Genomic DNA, 21,934 nt, shown 5'->3' with positions numbered 1-21,934 from the left:
TAGGCTTTGACATCGTAGCTAGTGACGATGTCTCAGACAAGCCTAAGCACAATTCAAAAATCAAGAAATAACAACATAACGGCTGTTTCCTAGCAGCATATTCCATAAGAATTAAGTATATATACTTTGTTAACTTAGATGCCTCTTGTGGGAGTTCCTGAAATATCAACATTCATAAGAGACTAGAGTAAGAAAAACACAACGTATATTGCGGGTATTAAAGCAGCAAATGCTGCAAATAGCTAAGGAGGATTTATGCGTGCAGTGCTGATGGCAGGCGGTTCGGGAACGCGGCTTCGTCCCTTAACTTGCGATTTGCCCAAACCAATGGTGCCAATTTTAAATCGACCGATTGCTGAACATATTATCAATCTCCTCAAACGGCATCAAATCACAGAAGTAATTGCGACGCTACATTATTTACCTGATGTGCTGCGCGATTACTTTCAAGATGGTAGCGATTTTGGCGTACAGATGACCTATGCTGTGGAAGAAGACCAACCTTTAGGCACAGCTGGCTGTGTGAAAAATATTGCCGAACTTTTGGATGAAACCTTTTTAGTAATTAGCGGCGATAGTGTCACAGATTTTGATTTAACAGCCGCAATTGAATTTCACAAACAAAATAAATCAAAGGCGACTTTAATTTTAACCCGCGTCCCTAACCCAATTGAGTTTGGAGTAGTAATTACTGATGAAGATGGTCGAATTAATCGATTTTTAGAAAAACCTTCTACTAGTGAAATTTTCTCGGATACAGTCAATACGGGGACTTATATTCTCGAACCAGAAGTTTTAGACTATCTGCCAGCGAACACAGAATGTGACTTTTCCAAAGATTTATTCCCCTTATTACTAGCCAAAAATGAGCCAATGTATGGTTACATTGCCCAAGGTTATTGGTGCGATGTTGGTCATTTGGATGCCTATAGAGAAGCGCAGTATGATGCCCTATATGGTAAGGTAAAACTCGACTTTGCTTACACAGAAATTTCGCCAGGTCTATGGAAAGGTCAAAATACTTATATTGACCCCTCAGCAACCATCGAAACCCCAGCGGTAATTGGTGATAATTGCCGGATTGGTGCCAGGGTACAAATTGAAGCCGGCACTGTGATTGGGGATAATGTAACGATCGCGGCTGATGCCAATTTGAAACGTCCCATTGTTTGGAATGGGGCAATTATTGGTGAAGAAGCCCAACTTTCGGCTTGTGTGATTTCTCGTGGTACTCGTGTTGATCGTCGCGCTCATGTATTAGAAGCATCTGTAGTGGGTTCTTTATCTACGGTGGGAGAAGAAGCCCAGATTAGCCCGGGAATTAGGGTTTGGCCGAGTAAAAAGATTGAGTCCGGTGCTGTTTTAAACATTAACTTGATTTGGGGAAATATTGCCCAAAGGAATTTATTTGGACAACGTGGTGTCCAAGGATTAGCCAATATTGATATCACTCCAGAATTTGCGGTGAAGTTGGGTGCAGCTTACGGTTCTACTTTAAAACCAGGTTCTAAAGTGGCAGTTTCCCGCGATCAGCGCAATGTATCGCGGATGGTGACGCGATCGCTAATTGCGGGTTTAATGTCAGTAGGAATTGATATTCAAAACCTTGATGCTACCGCTGTACCCATCGCCCGCACAGTTATACCCATCATGGGAGTAGCTGGTGGTATTCATGTGCGCGTCCATCCCGATCGCCCTGATTATATCCTGATTGAATTTATGGATAATAAGGGCATCAATATCTCTAAAGCCCAAGAAAAGAAAATTGAGGGGGCTTACTTTAAAGAAGATATGCGGCGGGCACAAATTCATGAAATTGGTGATGTTGCCTATCCCAGTCAAGTTAATGACCGTTACTGTACTGCTTTTGAGAAATTATTACATGTTTCTACTCTCAGCAACAGTCGCGCCAAAGTAGTAATTGACTACGTTTATGCGGTGTCTGGGGCTGTATTACCGCAAATGTTAGATAAATTTGGGGCTGATGCGGTAGTTTTGAACGCTAGCTTGAATAAGCACGCTGTATCAACTGCTGAGCGAGAAGGACTGTTAACTCAGTTAGGACATGTGGTGGAAGCGTTGAAAGCTAACTTTGGTGTCCAAGTATCGGCTAATGGCGAACAGCTGATTTTAGTCGATGAATCGGGTGCGCCCATTCGCGGAGAAATGTTAACCGCACTGATGGTAGATATGATTTTAACCTCCAACCCCAGAGGTACGGTAGTTGTACCAGTTCATGCTTCAAGTGCGGTGGAACAAGTCGCCCGTCGCCATGATGGTAAAGTCATCCGCACTAAAGCTAATCCAACAGCTTTAATGGAGGCTTCGCAACAATATAGCAATGTGGTGTTGGCTGGTAGCGGCGATACTGGTTTTATTTTCCCCCAATTGCATCCTGGATTTGATGCGATGTTTTGTATTGCCAAGATCATTGAAATGTTAACAATTCAAGAGCGATCGCTTGCTACTGTGCGTGCTGAATTACCTCGTGTAGTTCACAGATCCCATACAGTTCGTTGTCCTTGGAGTGCTAAAGGCGCACTCATGCGTTATTTAGTGGAAACTCATCCCGCCCAAAACTTAGAATTAATCGATGGTGTGAAAATTGGTCAGCCCTATGATGACAATTGGTTGTTAGTTTTACCAGATGCTAGTGAGCCAGTAGTACATTTATTTGCTAATAGTAATGAGCGCGATTGGGTAGATGAAACTTTAAGAAACTACCGCAACCGCGTGCAAATGTTTATCGAAAGGCAACAAGAACAACATCCGGCAGAAGTTCAATAAGTTGATACTCAATTGGGAAGCCAACCAATTTTTGTGCAATACCCTTTTTGGGTATTGCTAGAGAAACACAGCCTTGGTAATTCGATTTGATATTGACAGGGTATTTCTACTAAATGAAATATAAGGCTAGGGGTACAAGATTTTGTGCCCCTAGGAACAATTATGTAAATCGGAATTTTACCAATTCTCAGAAATAAGGTAAGAGATACAAATCAAGAAACTCATGTTGTAGCTTCTATGAAGAAAGAGCGTTATTGCGAATCACTAGAAAACCTCTAGATGTATTTAAGCTATTTGCTTTTAAGTTGCACATTAGCTGACTAATCCTTATCTAGTAAGGATTCTAATTCGGCTTGTAAGGCTGTGAAATCAGCTACTCTAGCTACTAGTAAGTTATCTCTGCCAGCATCTGTTAAACGTCTTTTCCAATAGTTGATACTGTCTGAGTTATGTAACCAAAACTGAATTACTGTGTCTACGACTTGATCCAAGTTCCAACCCCATTTGGTGGGCATGGTTTCAATGGATTCTAAGAACGCATCTAATGTACAAATATGGGTTCCCAAGTATTCCACACCTCGATGCTGCGCTTGTGTTTGGCTCTGCTGTTGGTGATTAAAAAAATTTAAAACTGGAGATACTCCTACAAGGTCAAAAGTATATTTCATTCCAGTCCTCTCCCATTATTAATCGATTATATGAAACTTTGGTTTTAATAGCAATTATTATGTCTCAAATTTTATCAATTGCCATCTCTAACAAGGATAATTCTTGCTTATATCATAAGTATTAAATTTCCCTGATAAATTAGCACTATCAAGCGGTGAGTGCTAATTTTTAGATAACTATATTGTGGTGTTATTTAAAAGTTTCAAACATGAATTTAGAGAGGTAGGCTATTTTTAATAATTATTTAATTTTGCCAGTTTCCAGAATTGATAGGGCGATCGCAGACTTAGTTCCCCACTCAATTCACTCTCAAACCCAAAAATAGCCAAAAAAAACCTCAGCTTGGCGGCTGAGGAGAGGGGGAGAAAACCAAATGACGATGGGAGATACCGATACCGAAATCAAAACCGAAATGAAAAATTTTTCGTTAATACCTAAAGCAATAGGTCTTTTGATTTATTTATTAATTTATGTAAATAAATTTAACAGAATTGTAACAACATGTCAAGCTCTGTTGACAGTAAAAGGCTGATAGCCTGAATAAAAGGTGTTTACTCAATCAGTAAACAAGCGCAAATCACCAAATTACGTAAAGAAAAGTAAAGTAATTTTCTCTGGCGATCGAGACAATGACAAATGGAGCAAAGATAATGGATGATGAAAAAACGAGATTTAGCTTAAAAACGGAACTACTGCAACGAATTGCAGAGTTAGGCTGGCAGCAAAGCATATTTCCCTCGCCCGATGAAACAAGCGATCGCCTTGTGCAACAGTTGGAGGGGCTAAATCCCCGCGATCGCCCCCTTAGCGTCAATCATCTTTCCTCCCTAACTGGTAGCTGGCGATTAATTTACGCTTCGCGCGGTACTGTAGTCACGCGCCGACTATCGTCATTCAGAGAAATTGGGGGAGGAGTGAAAATTATACGCGTGTGGCAAACCTTAGTTGCAAGCCATTCCTCGCAAATTTCCGCCGCCAACTGTGCGGAATTCGCTCTCCCATTTTTAGGAGAATGGCGCTTAATAGCTGACGGCGTATGGAGATGGGGTGAAGATGAACGGGTTGCTCAAGTAAGTTTTGGGGCGTTTTCCGTACAAGGAACAAAGCCCTTGGGAATCTCCAGTTGGAGTTTACCAGCGTTGAAAATTCCGGTGTGGGAATTTTTGCGAAATGAAGCGCTGTGGACAACCTCATATTTAGACTCACAAATTAGAGTCGGAAGAGGTGCAACAGGTAATCTATTTGTATTTTGCCGCGAAGAAGCATCTACGCCTAACTAATATCGCTTCATCTCATACACAATCAAATATAGCGTTTGTGTCTTGTTACTCAACCGCAGAAATAAAGAATGTCGAAATAGCAGCGTAACCCGCAAACAAAATCAGGGCGCTAAACATATCAAGCTCCTATTATTACTCTAGTCATAGCTAATTATTGATGCTCATTATCATATGACCATTTTTTCGCCACCACATCTGCTACAAAGACTATTTTTGCTAATAAGTTTTTGTCCACAGTGAACAAAATTAGCCATTGAGAATTATACCTAAAGAATTACTGACAATTATGTACAGTTACCTCAGACTTTCTCTGATTTGCTACCTGTTTGACTGCTAAATAAATTAACTAAAGAGTAGGATAGCGACTAAGCAATTGCAACTGTAGGATAAATATTTTGGGAGTGCGATTAGTTAGCAGATGAACATCGGCATAATTGAGCCTTACAGTAATGGATTTATAGAAGTTGTTCCGGAGGGTGAAGGTAGCGACTACTGGCACATTGCAGCTATACACATCAATGGTAAAGCCTTTTGTCCTAGCCCAAAGCTTTACCGTTCGGAAAAGGTAGCTTTAGCAAAAGCGGCACAAATTTATGATTGGCTGGCTGACAATGAAACGGAAATTAGTGATTGGGGTGGCTACTGCGCCAAATTACAGGTAATTCTCTGGTATCAACCAAAAGCCTCTTAATCTGTCGATAGAGGTATGACTATGGGAGTGCGATCGCCATTATTCTCAACTCGTGCTAGTGCGATCGCTTACATATTTTGTGTCTAGCAAAGATTAAAAAATAATAACAAAGATAGGCTATGAAATCCAGCCTAGAAAAGTATAGAAAAATATAATGTCATCTTATCTGGAATTTACATAGTTGCCTGGGTAATATTTATTTAGCGAATTTTCAGCTTAATTTAATAATATGGGTATTCAAGTCAAAAAAATCTGGCTACTGAGTCTGACATTAATTAGTTTCGGGATGCCACTATTATTTAAGTTGCATTCCTCTATATCAAAAGTGCCAAATGTTGCACCTTCTCCACCAAAAACCATCACCTACGAACAGCGCACCTTACCGCAAAGCGTAGTTCATATTTTATCAATTCCCAATGATAGGCGATTTCTAGTCACAGTTGCAATCGCAGATAAAGTAGCCACTGTAGAAGAATTCGCCAGAAAACAGCAAGTAAAAGCTATTTTAAATGCAGGCTTTTTTGACCCAGTTAATCAAAAATCTACATCTCATGTTGTTATTGCTGGTCGTGTAGTAGCCGATCCCACAGATAACGAAAGACTAGTCAAAAATCCTAACCTCAAACCTTATTTGAATAAAATTTTTAATCGCACAGAATTTCGCCGCTACCTCTGCGGAGAAACTGTCACCTATGATATTACTCCTCACAATGAATTACCCTTAGCCGGATGTCAGTTACTCGATGCAGTAGGTGGTGGCCCCAATCTTTTACCTGAACTTACTTCAGAACAAGAAGGATTTGTTGATCAAGCCAATGGTAGAGATGCAATTGGTAGCAATCAACCTAGTTCTAGAACTGCTATTGGTATTACTGATGATGGCAATATTCTCTTAGTTATGGTAGCTCAAAAGCCTAATGTCCGCTTGGCTAAATCGGGGATGAATTTATCAGAATTAGCAGCCTTTATGAAAACCTTAGGAGCAAAAAAAGCGATGAATTTAGATGGAGGAAGTTCTTCTTCACTTTATTACAATGGCAAGACTATTTACGGCAAGCTAAATTTGGTAAGAAAACCAATTAAGCGACAAGTGAAATCGGTTTTATTAGTCCAAGAGAATCGATGATAAAAACTCTTAAATTTAAAATGTCGGTTTTGTCTATGGACAGTCAACAACCATACATGTAATATTTCACAAATCCAAGAGCGGATTTCAATAGGAATTTTAGTTAACATTACAAATAATGTTGTTATTTTTATATCTTTACAAAATATTCCACATTATTACTGATGTGAAGATAAACCATATTTATGAAGCTAGATATAGTGTATCTCCGATGTATTTATGAAATTCAGTCCAATCTTAAAAGTAGTCACAATTCCTGTGTTGACTTTATTGACCTGCATAGCCACATCACATACAGCCCTAGCTGATTATTTAAATAGTGAGGGTTTTGGAGGCAATTATCGTTATGAATTATGGTCTAGCGATGATAATCGTAGTTACTACTTAAAGATTTGGTCAAAAGAAGCTAGTCCAAACAGTAAATCTTACATCACAACTCCCACTTTTGAATCTACTAGGGAAGCTCTAATTTATTTTGATTGTAATTATGCTGAGAAAAGTTTACCCGAATGTCCCCGATGAACTTCCCAGATAAATTACTAAATTTTAGATGGAAAATTTCAGATTTAAAATTACACAATGTCTAGAATCAGCCAATTTATTTGCAGAAGACTGCATTGTTGATATCCAAATAATTATAGGGCACAACATTATTGTGCCCCTACCTTCGTACTTCATCTATTTGGAATATTCTCTCTATTTGTGTCATCTCAAAACCCAAAACCACAATTTGCAGTAACAGGCAATGGTATTGTAGAGAATGTACGCCTGGCGCATGAGAGGGTAATTATGCCAGATGTTCAGTTTGATAAATATTACCGCTACGAAGATCTAACAAACATCTTGCATAGTTATGCTGCGGAATTTCCGCACCTAGTACGTATAGAAAGCATTGGTAAGAGTTATGAAGGTAGGGACATCTGGCTGCTGACAGTTACTAATTTTGCTACCGGAACAGACAGGGAAAAACCAGCCCTTTGGATTGATGGTAATATCCACGCTACGGAATTAGCACCATCAATTGTCTGTCTATATCTACTGCAAACATTAGTTACAGCCTACGGTAATCATCCGGCGATTACTCCTTGTTTAGACACCCGCGTCTTCTACATTTGTCCGCGAGTTAACCCTGATGGTGCGGAGTGGGCTTTGGCTGACAAACCAAAATTTATTCGTTCTGCTACCCGTCCCTATCCTGAAGGTAGGGAAAGCAACGATGGTTTAGTTATGGAAGATATCGATGGGGATGGGCGGATTTTACTGATGCGCATTCCCGATGCAAATGGTGCTTGGAAAATTTCCCTGACGGAACCGCGTTTATTGGTGCGTCGGGAACCAACGGAATTTGGTGGTAAATATTACCGAGTTATACCTGAAGGACGTATAGAAAATTACGATGGAGTACAGATTAAGATTCAGCCGCCTCAACAGGGGTTAGATTTGAACCGCAACTTTCCGGCTATGTGGCGACAAGAGTTTCAGCAGCCAGGGGCGGGCCCTTATCCCACATCCGAAGCGGAAGTGCGATCGCTTGTCCAATTCATGACGACTCACTCTAATATCACAGTGGCAGTATCTTTTCATACCTTTGGCGGCGTAATCATTCGTCCCTACAGCTACCACAGCGATGAGGAATTTCCTGTCAACGACCTCCGGATTTATCAATATATTGGGAAAAAAGCGACGGAAATTACGGAATACCCAGCGATTTCTGCTTTTCACGACTTCCGCTACGATCCGAAAGATTATATTTCAGGAACCTTCGATGATTGGGCTTATGACGATCGCGGTGTCTTTTCTTGGACGGTAGAAGTTTGGAGTCCCCAAAGTCAAGCAGGAATTAAAGAATATAAACATGTCGAATGGTTTCGAGAACATCCCTTAGAAGATGAGCTGAAGTTGTTGCGCTGGAACGATGAACAGCTCTCAGGAAAGGGCTATGTTGATTGGTATCCCTTCGATCATCCCCAACTTGGTGAAGTTGAATTAGGCGGTTGGGATAGCATGTATGCGTGGTACAATCCACCCCCAGAGTTTTTAGAACATGAAATCGCCCGCTTTCCTGATTGGTTAGTTTGGCATTTGTTAATCTCCCCGCGGTTGGAGATTTATCAAACTAGCGTCCACAGCTTAGGTAACGATTTATATCGAGTGCAGTTAGTTGTACAGAATACAGGTTGGTTACCTACCTACGTTACCCAAAAAGCTTTGGAAAAGCAGCTAGTCAGAGGCTGTATCTGTGAAATAGACTTACCTGAGGGTGTAACTTTAGAAACTGGTAACATCCGCGAAGAGTTAGGACAATTAGAGGGACGGGCTTACCAACCTTCACACCCAACAAGGAGACAGAGCGATCCGACCAAAGACCGGGCAAAGGTAGAATGGATTGTGCGGGGAGATGGAGGTAGCACAGTGAAACTATTAGCTCGTCATGAACGTGCAGGAGTTATGCGGACTGAGGTGATATTAGGTTGACTGGGAGAAGTGTTGATACGCTGCTGTTGACACGGAAAAGTTGGTAGAGTTGTTAATAAATATCAAGCTACAGGTATGAATAACGATGTTGTGATTTTTATAGTCAGTGCTGGTTTGTTGATCGTCTATCTGGTGTTCTCTGCATGGACGGAGATGGGGACAAAGCTACCCTGGAAGAAGTAGCAGCTATGGTTGAGGATTTGAGGAGTGCGATCGCTTTTTCATCTCATAGCCATTTCAAGGTTTTTGCTGGAGAAATATGCAATCTCGTTGTTGTTGGGAAAGAGATGCAGACAAGTTGAGTAAATCTTCATTTGCTAACGATAAATTCCCATAAAATGACTGTGTTTGCATTCTGGAAGTGTAATCAAAAAATAAAGCTAATCGATCGGTTGCTACAGGGACTTTTCCGCGATGGAAGATACTACCAGTAGCAGCAATGATTACTGTACCAGCCGCACCCAAACAAGATTTATATTCAGTAGGTGATATCACTTTTTGCATGGTTGTATCTTGGATGTAACCATGATGATATTTCAGTGATTGAATTAATGATGAAGTTAAGGATATGGGAATATATTGAAATGGCCCGCTATCTTCATACATATCCTGCAAATAAACAATAATTTTTAAGACTTTTCTATCTTCTTTATCTATATGCCATAGTCGAGATTTTTGCTCGACTTGATTAGCTATATCTCTACGCAGGTAAACCCCATGATAGGCTACAGGTAAGCCTATATAAGTTTCCACTATATTAATTAATCGTTGTTCTACTCCCCATAAAAAAATCTCTGGGTATGCCATAATTTGCTCAGGGCTAGCATGAACAACAAATTCATTGTTATTATCTGTATTACTGCTGGGTATTTGATGCATCAAGCTTTTTGCTGCCTGAAACATACTTCCACTGGATGCAATTCCTAAAGCTGCTAATGAAGTAATTACTAGTCCTTCATTGTTGATAGTTTTGATCAGACTCATATCATCAGCAGGGATTATAGGTAAATTTGCCAGATGTTTCGTAACCGCTTCCTGATATTCAAGTTCAGCTTGATGTTGTAAAAATGGCAAATTGTAAATATTTCTAATTAATCGATTTTGTATCTTTTGCAGAAGGATACCCATACTGTTTTGCGCTAGCTGATATATCAGCTATATAAGGATAAGATATGCAGTTTTAGTCTATTTATCTAGATTTATGCAAGGATTTATTGATGAATTGGCAAAAATTTATTTTAGCTTCATAAACTTCTCGGAAATTAAAGCATGATTTGGCGATAGGTAAAAGTTCGTTTGAGTATGATAGCTAACATGATACTATTCGGTATTCATCAAATTAACTACTTGGCAAATATAATACGGCTTTATCAGTATTATCTCGATAAAATATCCAGTTACTAATATATATCACATTATTTTTTTACAATTGAGAGCGTTGATTAGTGAGCGAAAAATAACTTCAGGTGATGTATTTTGCTGTATGTTTACATCCTTTATGAAGATGGTGGGGAAAGGATTTACCAATCCCTGGTTAGATGCCTGATTTGTATATCTGCTATTACATGAGGATTAAGTCGTTAATCATAAATTATTTGTAAAAAGAATAATCAAAAGCGGATTTGAAGTCAAAAAGTATCTTCCCTCCTTGGGTTAACGAGATATAGATAAACAGGCTAGTACAGCAGTTCCACAAAAAAAGATACCAACTAGCAAAGCTCGCCATCTGAAAAATTGGTATTTTCGATGCGCAATGAAGATTGAGAGAATTTTGTACCGCAGTGAGAGAGATTAACTATGCTGAAAGCAAGGAAGTGCGATCGCGCTTTTCTAGTCTAAGCTTGTCCTGGCGCTGTCTTACTCAAATAATTACTGCTGTTGTCAACTATCTAAAGAAGGAAAAAAATCTCTAAATATTTAGCCTTTAGCTAGTTGTTAGATTTATGTAACGGATTAAAAATATTAAAGATGGCAATCCGCGACTTTCTTGTATCTTAATAACAGGCTCATGCAACTCAAAATTGATGTAATTAGACTAGTTCTTAAAGATAAGACGACTAAGAAATACCCTTTTTCACAGTTCGCATTACTCAAACTGATAATGTCGTGAACTTATACTAAGATGCTCTTAGTTGTCGGCAAATCTCAGACACCTTTAGTAGCTTTTTCAGCTAGGTTTGATCTGTAGTGACGAAAAAGCTCAACTCTCATCACTTAGAGTTGCTCTGAAAATTAAACATTTGCACGGAAGTTATGAAAGACAAGGAAGGTGGATATATTGGTAAATTTTTAGACTAAAAAATTTAACATTTCGTGTTCGTAATTTTAGCCCAGATGCGCACCTTATCATCAGCACTTTCCCATATTGAATTTAAAAATTGAGAATCAACTCTATTGACTGTTGGAGGAAATATTCATGTTTAGTTGGTTACGCGGCTCATTCTTTAAAAGCAGTTTCCTAGCTTTAGGAGTAGTAATTGCTACTTTAAGTCCTATTGTAATTTCTCGCCCTGGTTCGGCTCAAAGTACTTTGCTGTCGCAAGATACAACCACACCAGGGGCTACAACAACTAACTTATCTGATGTTGCTTCTAATTACTGGGCAAGTCCATTTATTACCGCCTTAGCGCAAAGAAACATCATTGCAGGGTTTCCTGATGGGACTTTTAAGCCCGATCAAGCTGTGACTCGCGCGCAATTCGCCGCAATGATCCAAAAGGCTTTCAACCAAAACCCAGTCAGACAATTAACTACTGGCGGATTTTCGGATGTTCCCGCTAACTACTGGGCGGCGGATGCAATTCGGGAAGCCTACGAAACTGGATTTATGTCCGGCTATCCAGGAAACAGATTTTTACCCAACGAACAAATTCCTAAAGTACAAGCGATCGTTGCTTTAAGCAGTGGTTTAACTTTAGCTAGTAGCAGCGATGCAGCTACTGTGTTGAACAGTTACTACACAGATGCCTCATCTGTCCCAAATTATGCGGTGAATGCTGTTGCAGCAGCTACACAAAGCAATATTGTTGTTAACTATCCAGAAATTAGACAACTCGATCCCCAAAGGACTTTAACACGCGCCGAAGCTGCCGCACTTTTGTATCAAGCTTTAGTCAGACAGGGACAGTTACAACCAATAGCCAGCAATCTTCCAGCTGCTAGTTATATTGTTGCAGGTGGTGCTACTACCCCAACTCAACCAGGCAGTACAGATATCGTTTCCTTGGCTGCATCTAGCGCTTCATTTACAACTTTAACTTCTTTACTAAAAACCGCTGGGTTAACAGATATCCTGCAACAACCAGGCCCTTATACTGTCTTTGCTCCTACAGATCAAGCATTTGCGGCTTTACCAGCAGGGACTCTACAGCAATTACAGCTACCGGAAAATCGCGAAACATTGATTAAGCTGTTGCGATACCATGTAGTTTCTGGTCAATTAACTTCTAGCCAACTGTCAACTGGGCAAGTTACGACTCTTGAGGCTCAACCTGTCAACGTTAAGGTAGATACAGCTAATAATCAAATTGTCGTCAACGATGCCCAAGTTATTCAAGCGAATGTCCAAGCTAGCAATGGCGTCATCCATGCGATTAACCAAGTTCTAATTCCGCCTAACCTTACCAGCGAGCAACCAGGTACAGGGACTCCAGGGACTCCAACTCAAGGAGGAACTACTGGCGGAGTTTCACCAGGTAGAACCACTCTTGGCGGCCCTAGCTATATCGGTGTTGGCGGTAACATTGGCTTAACTGGTAATAATTCTTTAAGTGTAGGTAACTTCTCGGTCATCAGTAAAATAGGTTTGACACGTAATATCTCCGTGCGCCCATCAGCAGTTTTTGGGGATAACACATTAGTTCTGGTTCCCGTAACTTTAGATTTTGCCCGTCAAGCAGATACCGTCACAGGACAAAGCCGCTTCCCGATCGCGCCTTTTATCGGTGCTGGTGTCGCTATTGATACTTCTGGTGACACGGAAGTTGCTTTTATGGCTACTGGTGGTGTAGATATTCCTATAGCAAATCGCTTTACACTCACAGGTTCTGTAAATGCAGCCTTTTTTGATGAAACCAGCGTTGGTTTAATCTTAGGGGTTGGTTATAACTTCTAATCTAGTTACTGTAGTTAGGACTATAGTCCTGACTACAGCAGATACTATTTTATGAGAGAAGTAAACGCTATACTAGCGCTGGAGATTATTGTGTAAGAGATAAGATGCTAGAGGGCAGAGAAAAAGAAAGGTTATTTGAGAATCTGTTTCCGTTTTTCCACCTAGATAGTTATCTTCGCCCAGCTGTATTGGTGCTGACGGCTGGCTTATTAATACTCTTGAGCGCTTGTGGTACTATTGGGCTGCTACCCACTAATCAGCTAGTGCAAAAAGCGATCGCTGTGCAACTAGAACAAACTCAACAGCAACTTAGCCAAAAGCTAGATCTCAAATTACAAGGCTTGAAAATCCAAAAACTCGCAATTACTGAGCAAAAACCCCTGACTATCGAGAATTTACCTGCGTTTCGGGTACGGGGAAAATATGACTTAACAATCGAGTTACCCAAAAGACGCTTGACGCAACTGCAACAACCCTTTGAAGTTTATTTGCAAATTCAGCAAGAAGGTAAAACCTGGCGATTGCTGCTACCAGAGAGGGTGGGGAAAAATACTGAACCAATTTGGCATAGCTATCTAATCCTGTAATTGGCTGTGCAACTAAGCAAACTATCACATAATACCCGTATAATTGCCCAGGCATCGCCATCATCAAAGTAATAGTTTGATTGAGGGCGAGGGAAGATGTATATTAACTTTTTCATCAGTTCCATTGTCGGAATTGTAGTTGTGGTACTGGTGTCTTTTGGTTTGTTGCAATGGTTGCATATACCCGCCGGTAGCTTTCTTGACTGGATAATTGGTGGTGCAAGTTTTTGGTGGCTGTTGGTAATTGTTACCGTACCTTGGAATGTGCATTTTCAGGCGAAAGAAGTATTAGCTGAAGCAGCGCAGTCAAGAGAAAAAGGCATACCCGTTGAAGAGAAACAAATAGATTATGTCAAACTGTTAGCAAAGCGATCGCTCTGGATGGCTTTAGCCTTGCATTTATTTTCTGCTATTGGTCTTTATATACTCGCGGCGACTGGTATTAGTGCTGTAGGCTATATTAGCTCTGGTGCAGCTTTGTTATTAACTATCCTGCGTCCAGCCATTCGTGCTTACGAATATTTATATGCAAGATTAGCGATGATTCGCCAAGAATGGCAATACCCTCGTGAAGATATCATGGAACTACGTGATCGCTTTTCTGTATTAGAACAAAAAGTGCAGCATTTAGAAGAACAACTCGATCCCGAACAATCTTACTCAATTCCTGCAACTCAACAACGGTTTAGCGAAGAAACTCGCCGCGATTTAGCAAGAATCATCGCCAATTTAGAAGAATTACGAGCGACAAATCAAACCGAACATGAACGTTTATCCAGGGAAGCGAGAAATGCGATCGCGCAGCTTTCTACTGATGGGCAATTTTTAGATCATGTGCGCGAAATTATCCGCTTTTTCAAAACAGCTTAGATGGATAAATTTGAGGTTTTGAGGACGGCTGGATATACTATATAGCATCTAGCACAGAAATAAATCACCCATTCACAACCACAAATGAAATTACCCTCTGTTGCTGTTGCTTTAAGTTTTACTCTAGCAATCATATTGGCTGTATTTGTCGGGGTGAAACCCAGCAATAGCAATGTACCTCAGTTAAATAATCAAGAAACTCAAAATCAAACATTGGAAGTAGTACAAAAACGTGCTGATTTAATTCGTCTCAATGGACAACGGGTGAAACTTATTGGACTTTACACATCCCAATCCTGGAAACCCAATCCACAAAATACAGGAATTGTAGGCTTTTCGGGACTTTATACAAAGTCGCAAATAGTCCTTGAAGATGACACTAAAGTTAGCATTTTTCCTTCTTGGAATAAACAATCGCTGCGATCGCCAGATGAAGTAGAAAAATACAATAATCAAATTGTTGAAGCTATTGGCGTAGTCCACTTTGAAGCTAAACCTGTTCCTAACTTCCGCACCAGTGAATCTTTTATTGATTTAACGCAATTAATGCTTGTAAGTAATTAAGAGAATGAAGCACTAGCGCAATCCTAAATGATTTGTGAAATATTAAAAGCAAGGATGTTGACTGTTAACCGTTAACAGTCAACAGCCAAAACCGATATTTTTCGCAACTGAAATAGGATTGCTATAGTATAAAGACTCATTAGGGGTAAAACCCATAAGGGGGTATACACACTAGCGCATCATCCACAGTTTTCGTAAGATTATGCTTCCACAAATACCGATAACACCAGCGCCAGCTTTACACCGTATTCACTGGCGCTTTTATTTTAACTAGCAATATCTGTGAAAGTGCAGATTTAGTTCACTATTTAATGTTGTCATCTGTCATTGGTAGTTTTTTGTTTTTATGGTATAAAAGCAAAACTAGAGATAACCCGATCGAATACTCCTTGATTAAACATGGTTGTTGGTCGTCCTTGATTAAAATTAAAGGGAGCCGAAATGGTAATCAGATATTTGCGATCACGGCTCAAGAAAGCAACCCTTTTTTCAACCCCTAAAGTATTAGAAATATAACTAATAGCAGCTTGATTAGCGACTTTCGTATTAGTAAATTTTTCCGCTGTGGGATCGTTTTGCTGAATAATATCAGTTACACTGCGATTGTTTGCATTAATTGAAGTCGTGTAAATTGAAATATGTTTCGGATATTCTCTTGGTACTTTGTTTTTTAGTAAACATTGTGCCAGGGTAAAACTATTAGGGTCAAATACGAGAATTCCATTTTCACGAACTGCCATAGTTCTGTAGTTTGTGGGAATATTAAATTGATAACCCAATCGCTGTTGACGAATTACTCTACTTTGAGTTGTTGGAGATACAATTTCTTTTTGGGGGCAAACTTCAGCCTGTGCTAAAACGGGATGAGCAGCAAAATTTACCCCTATTAAGGCGGCTCCTAGTAAAATATTTTTGAGTTCCATAATCGGTCTATCTATATCTATAATGCTAAGTTAAGCAAACTGAAAAGTTAGAATTGATTTAGTTTGATGCTTGAAGCCGATTTAGATATATTGACGATATTAGAAGATAGAAAGTGCCTTGTACTTTGACAACAGTATTAGATAGGCGATCGCATTCCATATGCAGCGTATTTTAGGTAAATTAAGTACAAGCATAGAGGCATAAAATATTATGCCTCTGGTTAAAAATCAAATCCAAAATTCTGGTTGTATGAAATCAATAGCGATCGCTAACAAATTGGCAAAGTCCAACTTATAAAATAGTATCCAGAAGCGCACTTTTTCGCGTATTTGCTCAACACCATCAGCAAGTAAAACTCGTCTAACCTGTATCAGGAGAGATAAGCAGGGGTAAGTTTGACGAAGGAGACGAAACCAAAAATAGCAAGGTTTTGTCAACATATAATTAGACACAAAATATGCTTTCAACAGTCGCGTTAAACGGTTGAATATTTAATTCAGCTTGCCATTGAGATAAAGGTTTTTCCCATGCGTCTTCCCACCTTTGTGCAAATAAAAGCTTTGCTTTTAATCCCATCATCCAGCCTTGAGAAATTGTATGGAGAAGTTGGGGTAAATCTTCAGGAGTCAGCAAAGTCATAGAGATTAAAGCATTAGCAATCAACATACCTGCTAGCGGGAGACGAAACTGTGCCAAATAAAAAGCCTGAAGTCCAATTTCTTCAATATTGCTAACGCCAAATCCTGTAATAATATGCCAAATATCATGGGTTTGTTGCCAACGATATTCGATATAAGCTGTATCTGAATTGATGTCAATTTCTAAATCAATACGTTGTAAACCCAATTCTTTGAGTCGAGAAGCATAGACATAACCTAAAGAGTCAGATGGAAGTGTTAGTAATTGTTCTAAATTATGGGCTGGAGGACTATAACGCTCTGTGATTAAATTAGCTACATTCGGATCGATTTTCATACTTTCCGCCGCTAGTTCATAAGCACGGCTATGAACTAAAATGCTACTCAGTTCATCAACTGCATCTAGATTTCCTTCTGTTGTCAGTAATGTAAAAAAGCCTTTGATTGCTGTCAAAAACTGAAAATTTAGCTGACGTTGCAATTCTGAATCCAATTTTAGCGGCTGAATAGTTGCCGGATGGAGGGTTTGCATGACAAAAACTCCTGAAGAGGGAATAATTTCGATATAATATGAACAACGTTCATGTTTATAAGATATGAACAATGTTCATGTTTTGTCAAGAGTGAGATTGATGACAGCAAAAAATTCCCCCAACGCCTCAAAAATGCGTCGCCAACCCCAGCAGATGCGAAGTCAGGAACGGGTAGATAGTATTTTGAATGCAGCGGAGGAGTTATTTATTGAGATGGGATACGAACAGACAACGACACGGGCGATCGCTACTCGTGCGCAAGTTCCTGTAGGTTCTTTGTATCAATTTTTTCCAGATAAAGAAGCAATTCTCAAAGCCTTAGCAACTCGATATTTCCAGCAAGAGTATCAGTTGTTTGCGCAATTACATACACCAGAAGCCGAGAATTTACCTGTTGAAGTGTATGTAGATCGGGTAATTGATGCCTTTGATCGATTTATGAATAGCCATCCGGGATATCGGGCGGTTTATGAGCAAATGCTAAATTTGATGACATATACAGCAATTGCAGCAATGGATGAATACGAGTATCGAATTGTCGATGAACTCGCCACCTTTTTTACTAAACTTAACCCCAAGCTAGATATTGCTAGATGTCAGGCGATCGCTTTGTTAGTAGTGAAAACAGTAGGTGATTTGCTATGGTTAGCTACAAGTCAAAATCCGCAAATGCGCCAATTACTATTAACAGAAACGAAAATATTAATGTTGGGTTATCTGAATAATTATATTGGTAATAATTCTGTAGAAACTAATGTCTAAAGGAACTCAAAAAAATAAATTATTCCGTTCACGTTGTTGACGGTTGACAGTTGACTGTTAACCGTCTGTAGGGGCGGGTTTTGTGAGATATTCACGCTCCTAACAGATCTGTCGGTTAAACCCGCCCGTACAACAATAGTAATGGAATATTTTTTTACTTGGAAGTCCCTAAAGGGGAAAATCAAAACTTCTCAAAGTCCCGCTTAATAAAGGAGAATTGAAGGGAATCTAAAACATTTTGCTATCAATAAATAGCAGGATTTTGAAAACATCCTCCAAGCTTTTCGCTATAGATACTCGGTATTCACGGAATATACAATGTAATTGTGCGAGATTGTTGCAAATTATAAATAAATATTAATAATATCCTGTTTTATTTAAAATAACGTGATTGAAATTGATGAAAAAAAGGCACAAAAGCAGAGATAATTTTTACAAGCTAGAAAAAAGAAAGACCATGCATTTGGCTCAGGTTTGATGTTAATAAACTGCTCCGACTTCAGCGAATAATTTACAAAAGAAGATTCGGTTGTATTCAACTTGCAGCGCAATTGTTGGGAAGCAAAAGTTAAGTGAAAGCAAAAAAGTAACAGAGAGTTTAAATTTGTATGGCAAATAATAGTGCAATGACAGCAGCGCTAAGGTTAAGCGAAAAATTGCCTTTTGTGCTCAAGCGTTTGGCAGATTTGGCTTATAACTATTGGTGGAGTTGGAGTGGCGATCGCATCTCCTTGTTCCAAACTATTGATCCCCAAGAGTGGGAACGCTGCGGTCATAATCCAGTGGCGATTTTAGAGGCTGCAAGTTACGAACGTCTCACTCAATTAGCAGAAGATCCTGCTTATCTTAAGCAAATATCTGCTTTAGCGCGTGAGTTTGACCAATATATACAACAAAAAGAAACCTGGGTAAGTCAGGTTGCACCGCAACTGAGCAAAGAACATCCAGTAGCTTATTTCTGCGCAGAATTTGGCATTCATGAATCCTTACCAGTTTACTCCGGTGGGTTGGGAATTCTCGCCGGGGATCACCTGAAATCATCTTCAGATTTGGGTGTACCGATGGTAGGTATAGGCTTGTTATATCGCCAAGGATACTTTCGCCAACGCTTAAACCGTCATGGCTGGCAAGAAGATTACTATCTTGACAATCCTTTTATGCACATGCCAATTGAGTTAATTAAAACTCAAACTGGCGAACCGCTGACCATTCAATTAGAAGTGCGCCAACGCACAGTCAAAGTCCAAATTTGGCAGGTACAAGTAGGAAGAGTTACTTTATATTTACTCGATAGCGATCGCGAAGACAACGATCCCATTGACCGCTGGCTGACTGGACACCTTTACGGCGGTAACTTAGAAACCCGCATCGCCCAAGAAGTAGTATTAGGTATTGGCGGTGTACGCGCCCTAGAAGCTTTGGGAATTCAACCTGCTGTCTATCACCTCAACGAAGGACACGCCGCTTTCTGTACATTAGAAGTCGCCCGGTTGGAAATCGAACGGACTGGTAAATCATTTTATGACATTGAAGCCACAGTCCGCGATCGCTGTGTCTTCACTACCCATACACCAGTTCCCGCCGGACATGATGTCTTCTCCCCCGATTTAATCGACTCTTTCTTTGCCCAGTACTGGCCGCAATTGCGCCTTTCTCGCGAACAATTTTTGGCATTAGGTGCGAGAAGATTGGGCGATCCCTGGGAACCATTCGGGATGACTGTTTTAGCCTTGCGGATGACAAGGGCTTGCAATGGCGTCAGTGAATTACACGGGCAAGTTTCTCGCAAAATGTGGACAGTCCTTTATCCCCAACATTCCGAAAATAAAGTCCCCATTGGTTACATTACTAATGGCGTTCACGCACCCACTTGGACTGCTCCTTTATTAGGTGACTTATACAATAACTATTTAGGAGAAGACTGGAAAAGCCAAGCCATGAACGCCGAAACCTGGGCGAAGGTGGATGCAATTCCTGATGAAGAACTGTGGTGGCGACATCGAGTATTAAAAGAAAGACTCATTGCCTATACTCGTTATAAAGTCAAAAAAGCCAGAGAACAACGAGGTGAAAGTTACGAATCTATCCAAGCCGCTGCTACCTTACTCGATCCCGATATCTTGACTATTGGCTTTGCGCGACGTTTTAGCCCTTACAAACGGGGAGATTTAATTTTACGCGATGCCGAACGGGCATTAAAGATTTTTGGTAACGCCAACCGTCCCGTACAAATTATCTTTGCAGGTAAAGCCCACCCAGCCGATGAAGAAGGTAAACGGATTATCCAAAGATTAATGGAATGGTGTCACCACGAAGCGATTAAGAACCGAGTCGCCTTTATTGAAGATTATGATATTTACACCGGACAAAAACTGGTACAAGGTGTCGATGTGTGGCTGAACAATCCCCGTCGTCCTCTTGAAGCTTCCGGTACTAGCGGACAAAAAGTTTGCTTTAACGGTGGTTTAAATTGCAGCGTCCTTGATGGTTGGTGGTGCGAAGGCTACAAAGCCGATAGCAATGGTAAAGGACTTAACGGTTGGGCAATTGGTGAAGATGCCCACACTAGCGATCAAGAATTGCAAGATGGTATTGATTCGCGATCGCTTTATCAACTCCTAGAAGAAGAAATCGTTCCTCTATATTACGAGCAAAATTCTCAAGGTGTTTCCCCCCGTTGGGTGCAGATGATGAAAGCGTCGATTAAAACCAATTGTCCGCTTTTCAACACCGACAGGATGATTGCAGACTACGTTTCACAGGTGTATGTACCAGAAATTGCTACCCGCGTAGAACCGATTTTGGCGAAAGTTCTCGTTTAGAAAGTTTTGGTTGAGAAAGTTTGGGTTTCATGGTTAAACAAAGGGGTGGGTTACCTACCCCTTTTTTTTGTTGCCAGGTGACAAGATGTAAATAAGCCAACCATTGATTAAAAGCTCATGGGTGCAACAATTATTATTTTTATAATTTTGGGGCTGATTGTCACTACTATTCTCATCAGTCCTTTACTGACTAAACAGCGGCGAAATCGGATTAAACATCGTTCTTTTCCACCTCTTTGGCAAGCAACTCTAGAAAATAATCTACCTATTTATCTTCGTCTAACTCCAGAAGAACGCAGACGACTACAAGGTCATATTCAAGTATTCTTATTAGAAAAACAATTTATTGGCTGTCAAGGATTACAGGTAACGCCAGAAATGAAATTAACAATTGCGGCTTTTGCCTGTTTACTGTTATTAAATGAAAGAACAGAATATTTTCCTAAATTGCGTTCGATTTTAATTTATACCAATACCTATGTGGTAACTGAAACTGTATCTACTGGCAGTTATTTTATTGCCGAAAAGCGGGTAGCCAAACTGGGTGAATCTTGGACTCGCGATCAATTAATTTTATCTTGGGCACAAGTGCAACAAGACATGAGCAATTGGCATGATGGACGGAATGTAGTGTTACATGAATTTGCCCATCAATTAGATCAAGAAGATGGTAAAGCGGAGGGCGTGCCGATTTTACCAAAAAAATCAGATTATGCAATTTGGGCGCAGGTGATGACAGCAGAATATCAGCGGCTTTGTGATGATGTAGATAATGGCTTGCACTCAGTTCTTGATAGTTATGGTGCGACAAATCCCGCAGAATTCTTTGCTGTCGCTACAGAAACTTTCTTTGAGAAACCAAGGGAATTACTACAGCAGCATCCGGCATTGTATGAGTTGTTGCAACGCTATTATCAGGTGAATCCTCAATTATGGGTAGTCTAATTTAAATCATGTTTGCGGTACATCAATATTGTAGGGGCATGGCAATGCTATTCCTTTACTTACCATTTTTCGCATTCATTTTGCAACTTGGTATGAAATTTAGCATGGTTCTTAATCATTTCTCTAGGTGGTGGTGCCCAGACTACT

18 protein-coding genes are annotated in these 21,934 nt (G+C 40.1%); 13 read left to right on the top strand and 5 right to left on the bottom strand.

Annotated elements, in window-relative coordinates; genetic code table 11:
- Positions 1 to 255 precede the first annotated feature (255 nt).
- Positions 256 to 2,787, top strand: coding sequence for a mannose-1-phosphate guanyltransferase (locus H6G41_RS11090; protein WP_190746247.1), 2,532 nt, complete (start codon positions 256 to 258; stop codon positions 2,785 to 2,787).
- A gap of 320 nt (positions 2,788 to 3,107) precedes the next feature.
- On the opposite strand, the gene H6G41_RS11085 is transcribed toward H6G41_RS11090, so the two are convergent.
- On the bottom strand, positions 3,108 to 3,455 hold the full coding sequence (locus H6G41_RS11085) for a hypothetical protein (protein ID WP_190746246.1): 348 nt from the start codon (positions 3,453 to 3,455) through the stop codon (positions 3,108 to 3,110).
- A 651-nt stretch (positions 3,456 to 4,106) separates the two neighbouring features.
- On the opposite strand from H6G41_RS11085, the gene H6G41_RS11080 reads away from it, so the two are divergent.
- The 5 genes from H6G41_RS11080 (at position 4,107) to H6G41_RS11060 (ending at position 9,028) form a co-directional block, all read left to right on the top strand.
- Positions 4,107 to 4,736 carry a PAP/fibrillin family protein gene (locus H6G41_RS11080; protein ID WP_242037885.1) on the top strand — a complete coding sequence of 210 codons (630 nt, stop codon included), beginning with the start codon at positions 4,107 to 4,109 and terminating at the stop codon, positions 4,734 to 4,736.
- Positions 4,737 to 5,154: 418 nt separating this feature from the next.
- The gene (locus H6G41_RS11075; RefSeq protein ID WP_190746245.1) at positions 5,155 to 5,427 is read left to right on the top strand and encodes a hypothetical protein; all 273 of its coding nucleotides are present in this window, start codon (positions 5,155 to 5,157) and stop codon (positions 5,425 to 5,427) included.
- A gap of 229 nt (positions 5,428 to 5,656) precedes the next feature.
- The gene (locus H6G41_RS11070) at positions 5,657 to 6,553 is read left to right on the top strand and encodes a phosphodiester glycosidase family protein (RefSeq protein WP_190746244.1); all 897 of its coding nucleotides are present in this window, start codon (positions 5,657 to 5,659) and stop codon (positions 6,551 to 6,553) included.
- A 219-nt stretch (positions 6,554 to 6,772) separates the two neighbouring features.
- Positions 6,773 to 7,075, top strand: coding sequence for a hypothetical protein (locus tag H6G41_RS11065; protein ID WP_190746243.1), 303 nt, complete (start codon positions 6,773 to 6,775; stop codon positions 7,073 to 7,075).
- Positions 7,076 to 7,255: 180 nt separating this feature from the next.
- Entirely contained in the window at positions 7,256 to 9,028 is a 1,773-nt protein-coding gene (locus H6G41_RS11060) for a M14 family metallopeptidase (RefSeq protein WP_199316126.1), read from the top strand.
- A 237-nt stretch (positions 9,029 to 9,265) separates the two neighbouring features.
- Here the strand turns inward: H6G41_RS11060 and H6G41_RS11055 are convergent, their stop codons facing one another.
- On the bottom strand, positions 9,266 to 10,156 hold the full coding sequence (locus H6G41_RS11055; protein ID WP_190746242.1) for a 2OG-Fe(II) oxygenase: 891 nt from the start codon (positions 10,154 to 10,156) through the stop codon (positions 9,266 to 9,268).
- A 1,288-nt stretch (positions 10,157 to 11,444) separates the two neighbouring features.
- Here H6G41_RS11055 and H6G41_RS11050 point away from each other — a divergent pair.
- The 4 genes from H6G41_RS11050 (at position 11,445) to H6G41_RS11035 (ending at position 15,163) form a co-directional block, all read left to right on the top strand.
- Positions 11,445 to 13,142 (top strand): fasciclin domain-containing protein, encoded by a 1,698-nt coding sequence (locus H6G41_RS11050; protein WP_190746241.1) that lies wholly within the window; start codon positions 11,445 to 11,447, stop codon positions 13,140 to 13,142.
- Positions 13,143 to 13,246: 104 nt separating this feature from the next.
- On the top strand, positions 13,247 to 13,729 hold the full coding sequence (locus tag H6G41_RS11045) for a hypothetical protein (RefSeq protein ID WP_242037884.1): 483 nt from the start codon (positions 13,247 to 13,249) through the stop codon (positions 13,727 to 13,729).
- Positions 13,730 to 13,825: 96 nt separating this feature from the next.
- The gene (locus H6G41_RS11040; protein WP_190746240.1) at positions 13,826 to 14,599 is read left to right on the top strand and encodes a hypothetical protein; all 774 of its coding nucleotides are present in this window, start codon (positions 13,826 to 13,828) and stop codon (positions 14,597 to 14,599) included.
- A gap of 84 nt (positions 14,600 to 14,683) precedes the next feature.
- Positions 14,684 to 15,163 (top strand): hypothetical protein, encoded by a 480-nt coding sequence (locus H6G41_RS11035; protein ID WP_242037883.1) that lies wholly within the window; start codon positions 14,684 to 14,686, stop codon positions 15,161 to 15,163.
- Positions 15,164 to 15,507: 344 nt separating this feature from the next.
- On the opposite strand, the gene H6G41_RS11030 is transcribed toward H6G41_RS11035, so the two are convergent.
- The 3 genes from H6G41_RS11030 to H6G41_RS11020 all read right to left on the bottom strand — a co-directional run bounded on the left by H6G41_RS11030 (position 15,508) and on the right by H6G41_RS11020 (position 17,257).
- The gene (locus tag H6G41_RS11030) at positions 15,508 to 16,086 is read right to left on the bottom strand and encodes a hypothetical protein (protein ID WP_190746239.1); all 579 of its coding nucleotides are present in this window, start codon (positions 16,084 to 16,086) and stop codon (positions 15,508 to 15,510) included.
- Between the two features lie 228 nt (positions 16,087 to 16,314).
- Positions 16,315 to 16,527 (bottom strand): hypothetical protein, encoded by a 213-nt coding sequence (locus H6G41_RS11025; RefSeq protein ID WP_190746238.1) that lies wholly within the window; start codon positions 16,525 to 16,527, stop codon positions 16,315 to 16,317.
- 4 nt (positions 16,528 to 16,531) lie between these two features.
- The gene (locus H6G41_RS11020) at positions 16,532 to 17,257 is read right to left on the bottom strand and encodes a Coq4 family protein (RefSeq protein WP_190746237.1); all 726 of its coding nucleotides are present in this window, start codon (positions 17,255 to 17,257) and stop codon (positions 16,532 to 16,534) included.
- Between the two features lie 100 nt (positions 17,258 to 17,357).
- Between H6G41_RS11020 and H6G41_RS11015 the strand changes: the two genes are divergently transcribed.
- The 3 genes from H6G41_RS11015 (at position 17,358) to H6G41_RS11005 (ending at position 21,787) form a co-directional block, all read left to right on the top strand.
- Positions 17,358 to 18,020 (top strand): TetR/AcrR family transcriptional regulator, encoded by a 663-nt coding sequence (locus H6G41_RS11015; RefSeq protein ID WP_190746236.1) that lies wholly within the window; start codon positions 17,358 to 17,360, stop codon positions 18,018 to 18,020.
- A 608-nt stretch (positions 18,021 to 18,628) separates the two neighbouring features.
- Complete coding sequence (gene glgP / locus H6G41_RS11010; RefSeq protein ID WP_190746235.1) at positions 18,629 to 20,842, top strand: alpha-glucan family phosphorylase; 2,214 nt, start codon at positions 18,629 to 18,631, stop codon at positions 20,840 to 20,842.
- 117 nt (positions 20,843 to 20,959) lie between these two features.
- Positions 20,960 to 21,787 (top strand): zinc-dependent peptidase, encoded by an 828-nt coding sequence (locus tag H6G41_RS11005; protein WP_190746234.1) that lies wholly within the window; start codon positions 20,960 to 20,962, stop codon positions 21,785 to 21,787.
- The last annotated feature ends 147 nt before the right edge of the window (positions 21,788 to 21,934 follow it).

This window comes from Tolypothrix sp. FACHB-123, assembly GCF_014697075.1.
Classification (GTDB): domain Bacteria; phylum Cyanobacteriota; class Cyanobacteriia; order Cyanobacteriales; family Nostocaceae; genus Aulosira.
Note: the sequence above shows the minus strand (reverse complement) of the source record. Positions and strands in the feature narration are given on the sequence as shown.

Excerpts from the sequence above, each read along its gene's own strand:
- H6G41_RS11090 (WP_190746247.1), top strand. The coding sequence starts at position 256 with ATGCGTGCAGTGCTGATGGCAGGCGGTTCGGGAACGCGGCTTCGTCCC.
- H6G41_RS11085 (WP_190746246.1), bottom strand. The coding sequence starts at position 3,455 with ATGAAATATACTTTTGACCTTGTAGGAGTATCTCCAGTTTTAAATTTT.
- H6G41_RS11080 (WP_242037885.1), top strand. The coding sequence starts at position 4,107 with ATGGATGATGAAAAAACGAGATTTAGCTTAAAAACGGAACTACTGCAA.
- H6G41_RS11075 (WP_190746245.1), top strand. The coding sequence starts at position 5,155 with ATGAACATCGGCATAATTGAGCCTTACAGTAATGGATTTATAGAAGTT.
- H6G41_RS11070 (WP_190746244.1), top strand. The coding sequence starts at position 5,657 with ATGGGTATTCAAGTCAAAAAAATCTGGCTACTGAGTCTGACATTAATT.
- H6G41_RS11065 (WP_190746243.1), top strand. The coding sequence starts at position 6,773 with ATGAAATTCAGTCCAATCTTAAAAGTAGTCACAATTCCTGTGTTGACT.
- H6G41_RS11055 (WP_190746242.1), bottom strand. The coding sequence starts at position 10,156 with ATGGGTATCCTTCTGCAAAAGATACAAAATCGATTAATTAGAAATATT.
- H6G41_RS11050 (WP_190746241.1), top strand. The coding sequence starts at position 11,445 with ATGTTTAGTTGGTTACGCGGCTCATTCTTTAAAAGCAGTTTCCTAGCT.
- H6G41_RS11045 (WP_242037884.1), top strand. The coding sequence starts at position 13,247 with ATGCTAGAGGGCAGAGAAAAAGAAAGGTTATTTGAGAATCTGTTTCCG.
- H6G41_RS11040 (WP_190746240.1), top strand. The coding sequence starts at position 13,826 with ATGTATATTAACTTTTTCATCAGTTCCATTGTCGGAATTGTAGTTGTG.
- H6G41_RS11035 (WP_242037883.1), top strand. The coding sequence starts at position 14,684 with ATGAAATTACCCTCTGTTGCTGTTGCTTTAAGTTTTACTCTAGCAATC.
- H6G41_RS11030 (WP_190746239.1), bottom strand. The coding sequence starts at position 16,086 with ATGGAACTCAAAAATATTTTACTAGGAGCCGCCTTAATAGGGGTAAAT.
- H6G41_RS11025 (WP_190746238.1), bottom strand. The coding sequence starts at position 16,527 with ATGTTGACAAAACCTTGCTATTTTTGGTTTCGTCTCCTTCGTCAAACT.
- H6G41_RS11020 (WP_190746237.1), bottom strand. The coding sequence starts at position 17,257 with ATGCAAACCCTCCATCCGGCAACTATTCAGCCGCTAAAATTGGATTCA.
- H6G41_RS11015 (WP_190746236.1), top strand. The coding sequence starts at position 17,358 with ATGACAGCAAAAAATTCCCCCAACGCCTCAAAAATGCGTCGCCAACCC.
- glgP (WP_190746235.1), top strand. The coding sequence starts at position 18,629 with ATGGCAAATAATAGTGCAATGACAGCAGCGCTAAGGTTAAGCGAAAAA.
- H6G41_RS11005 (WP_190746234.1), top strand. The coding sequence starts at position 20,960 with ATGGGTGCAACAATTATTATTTTTATAATTTTGGGGCTGATTGTCACT.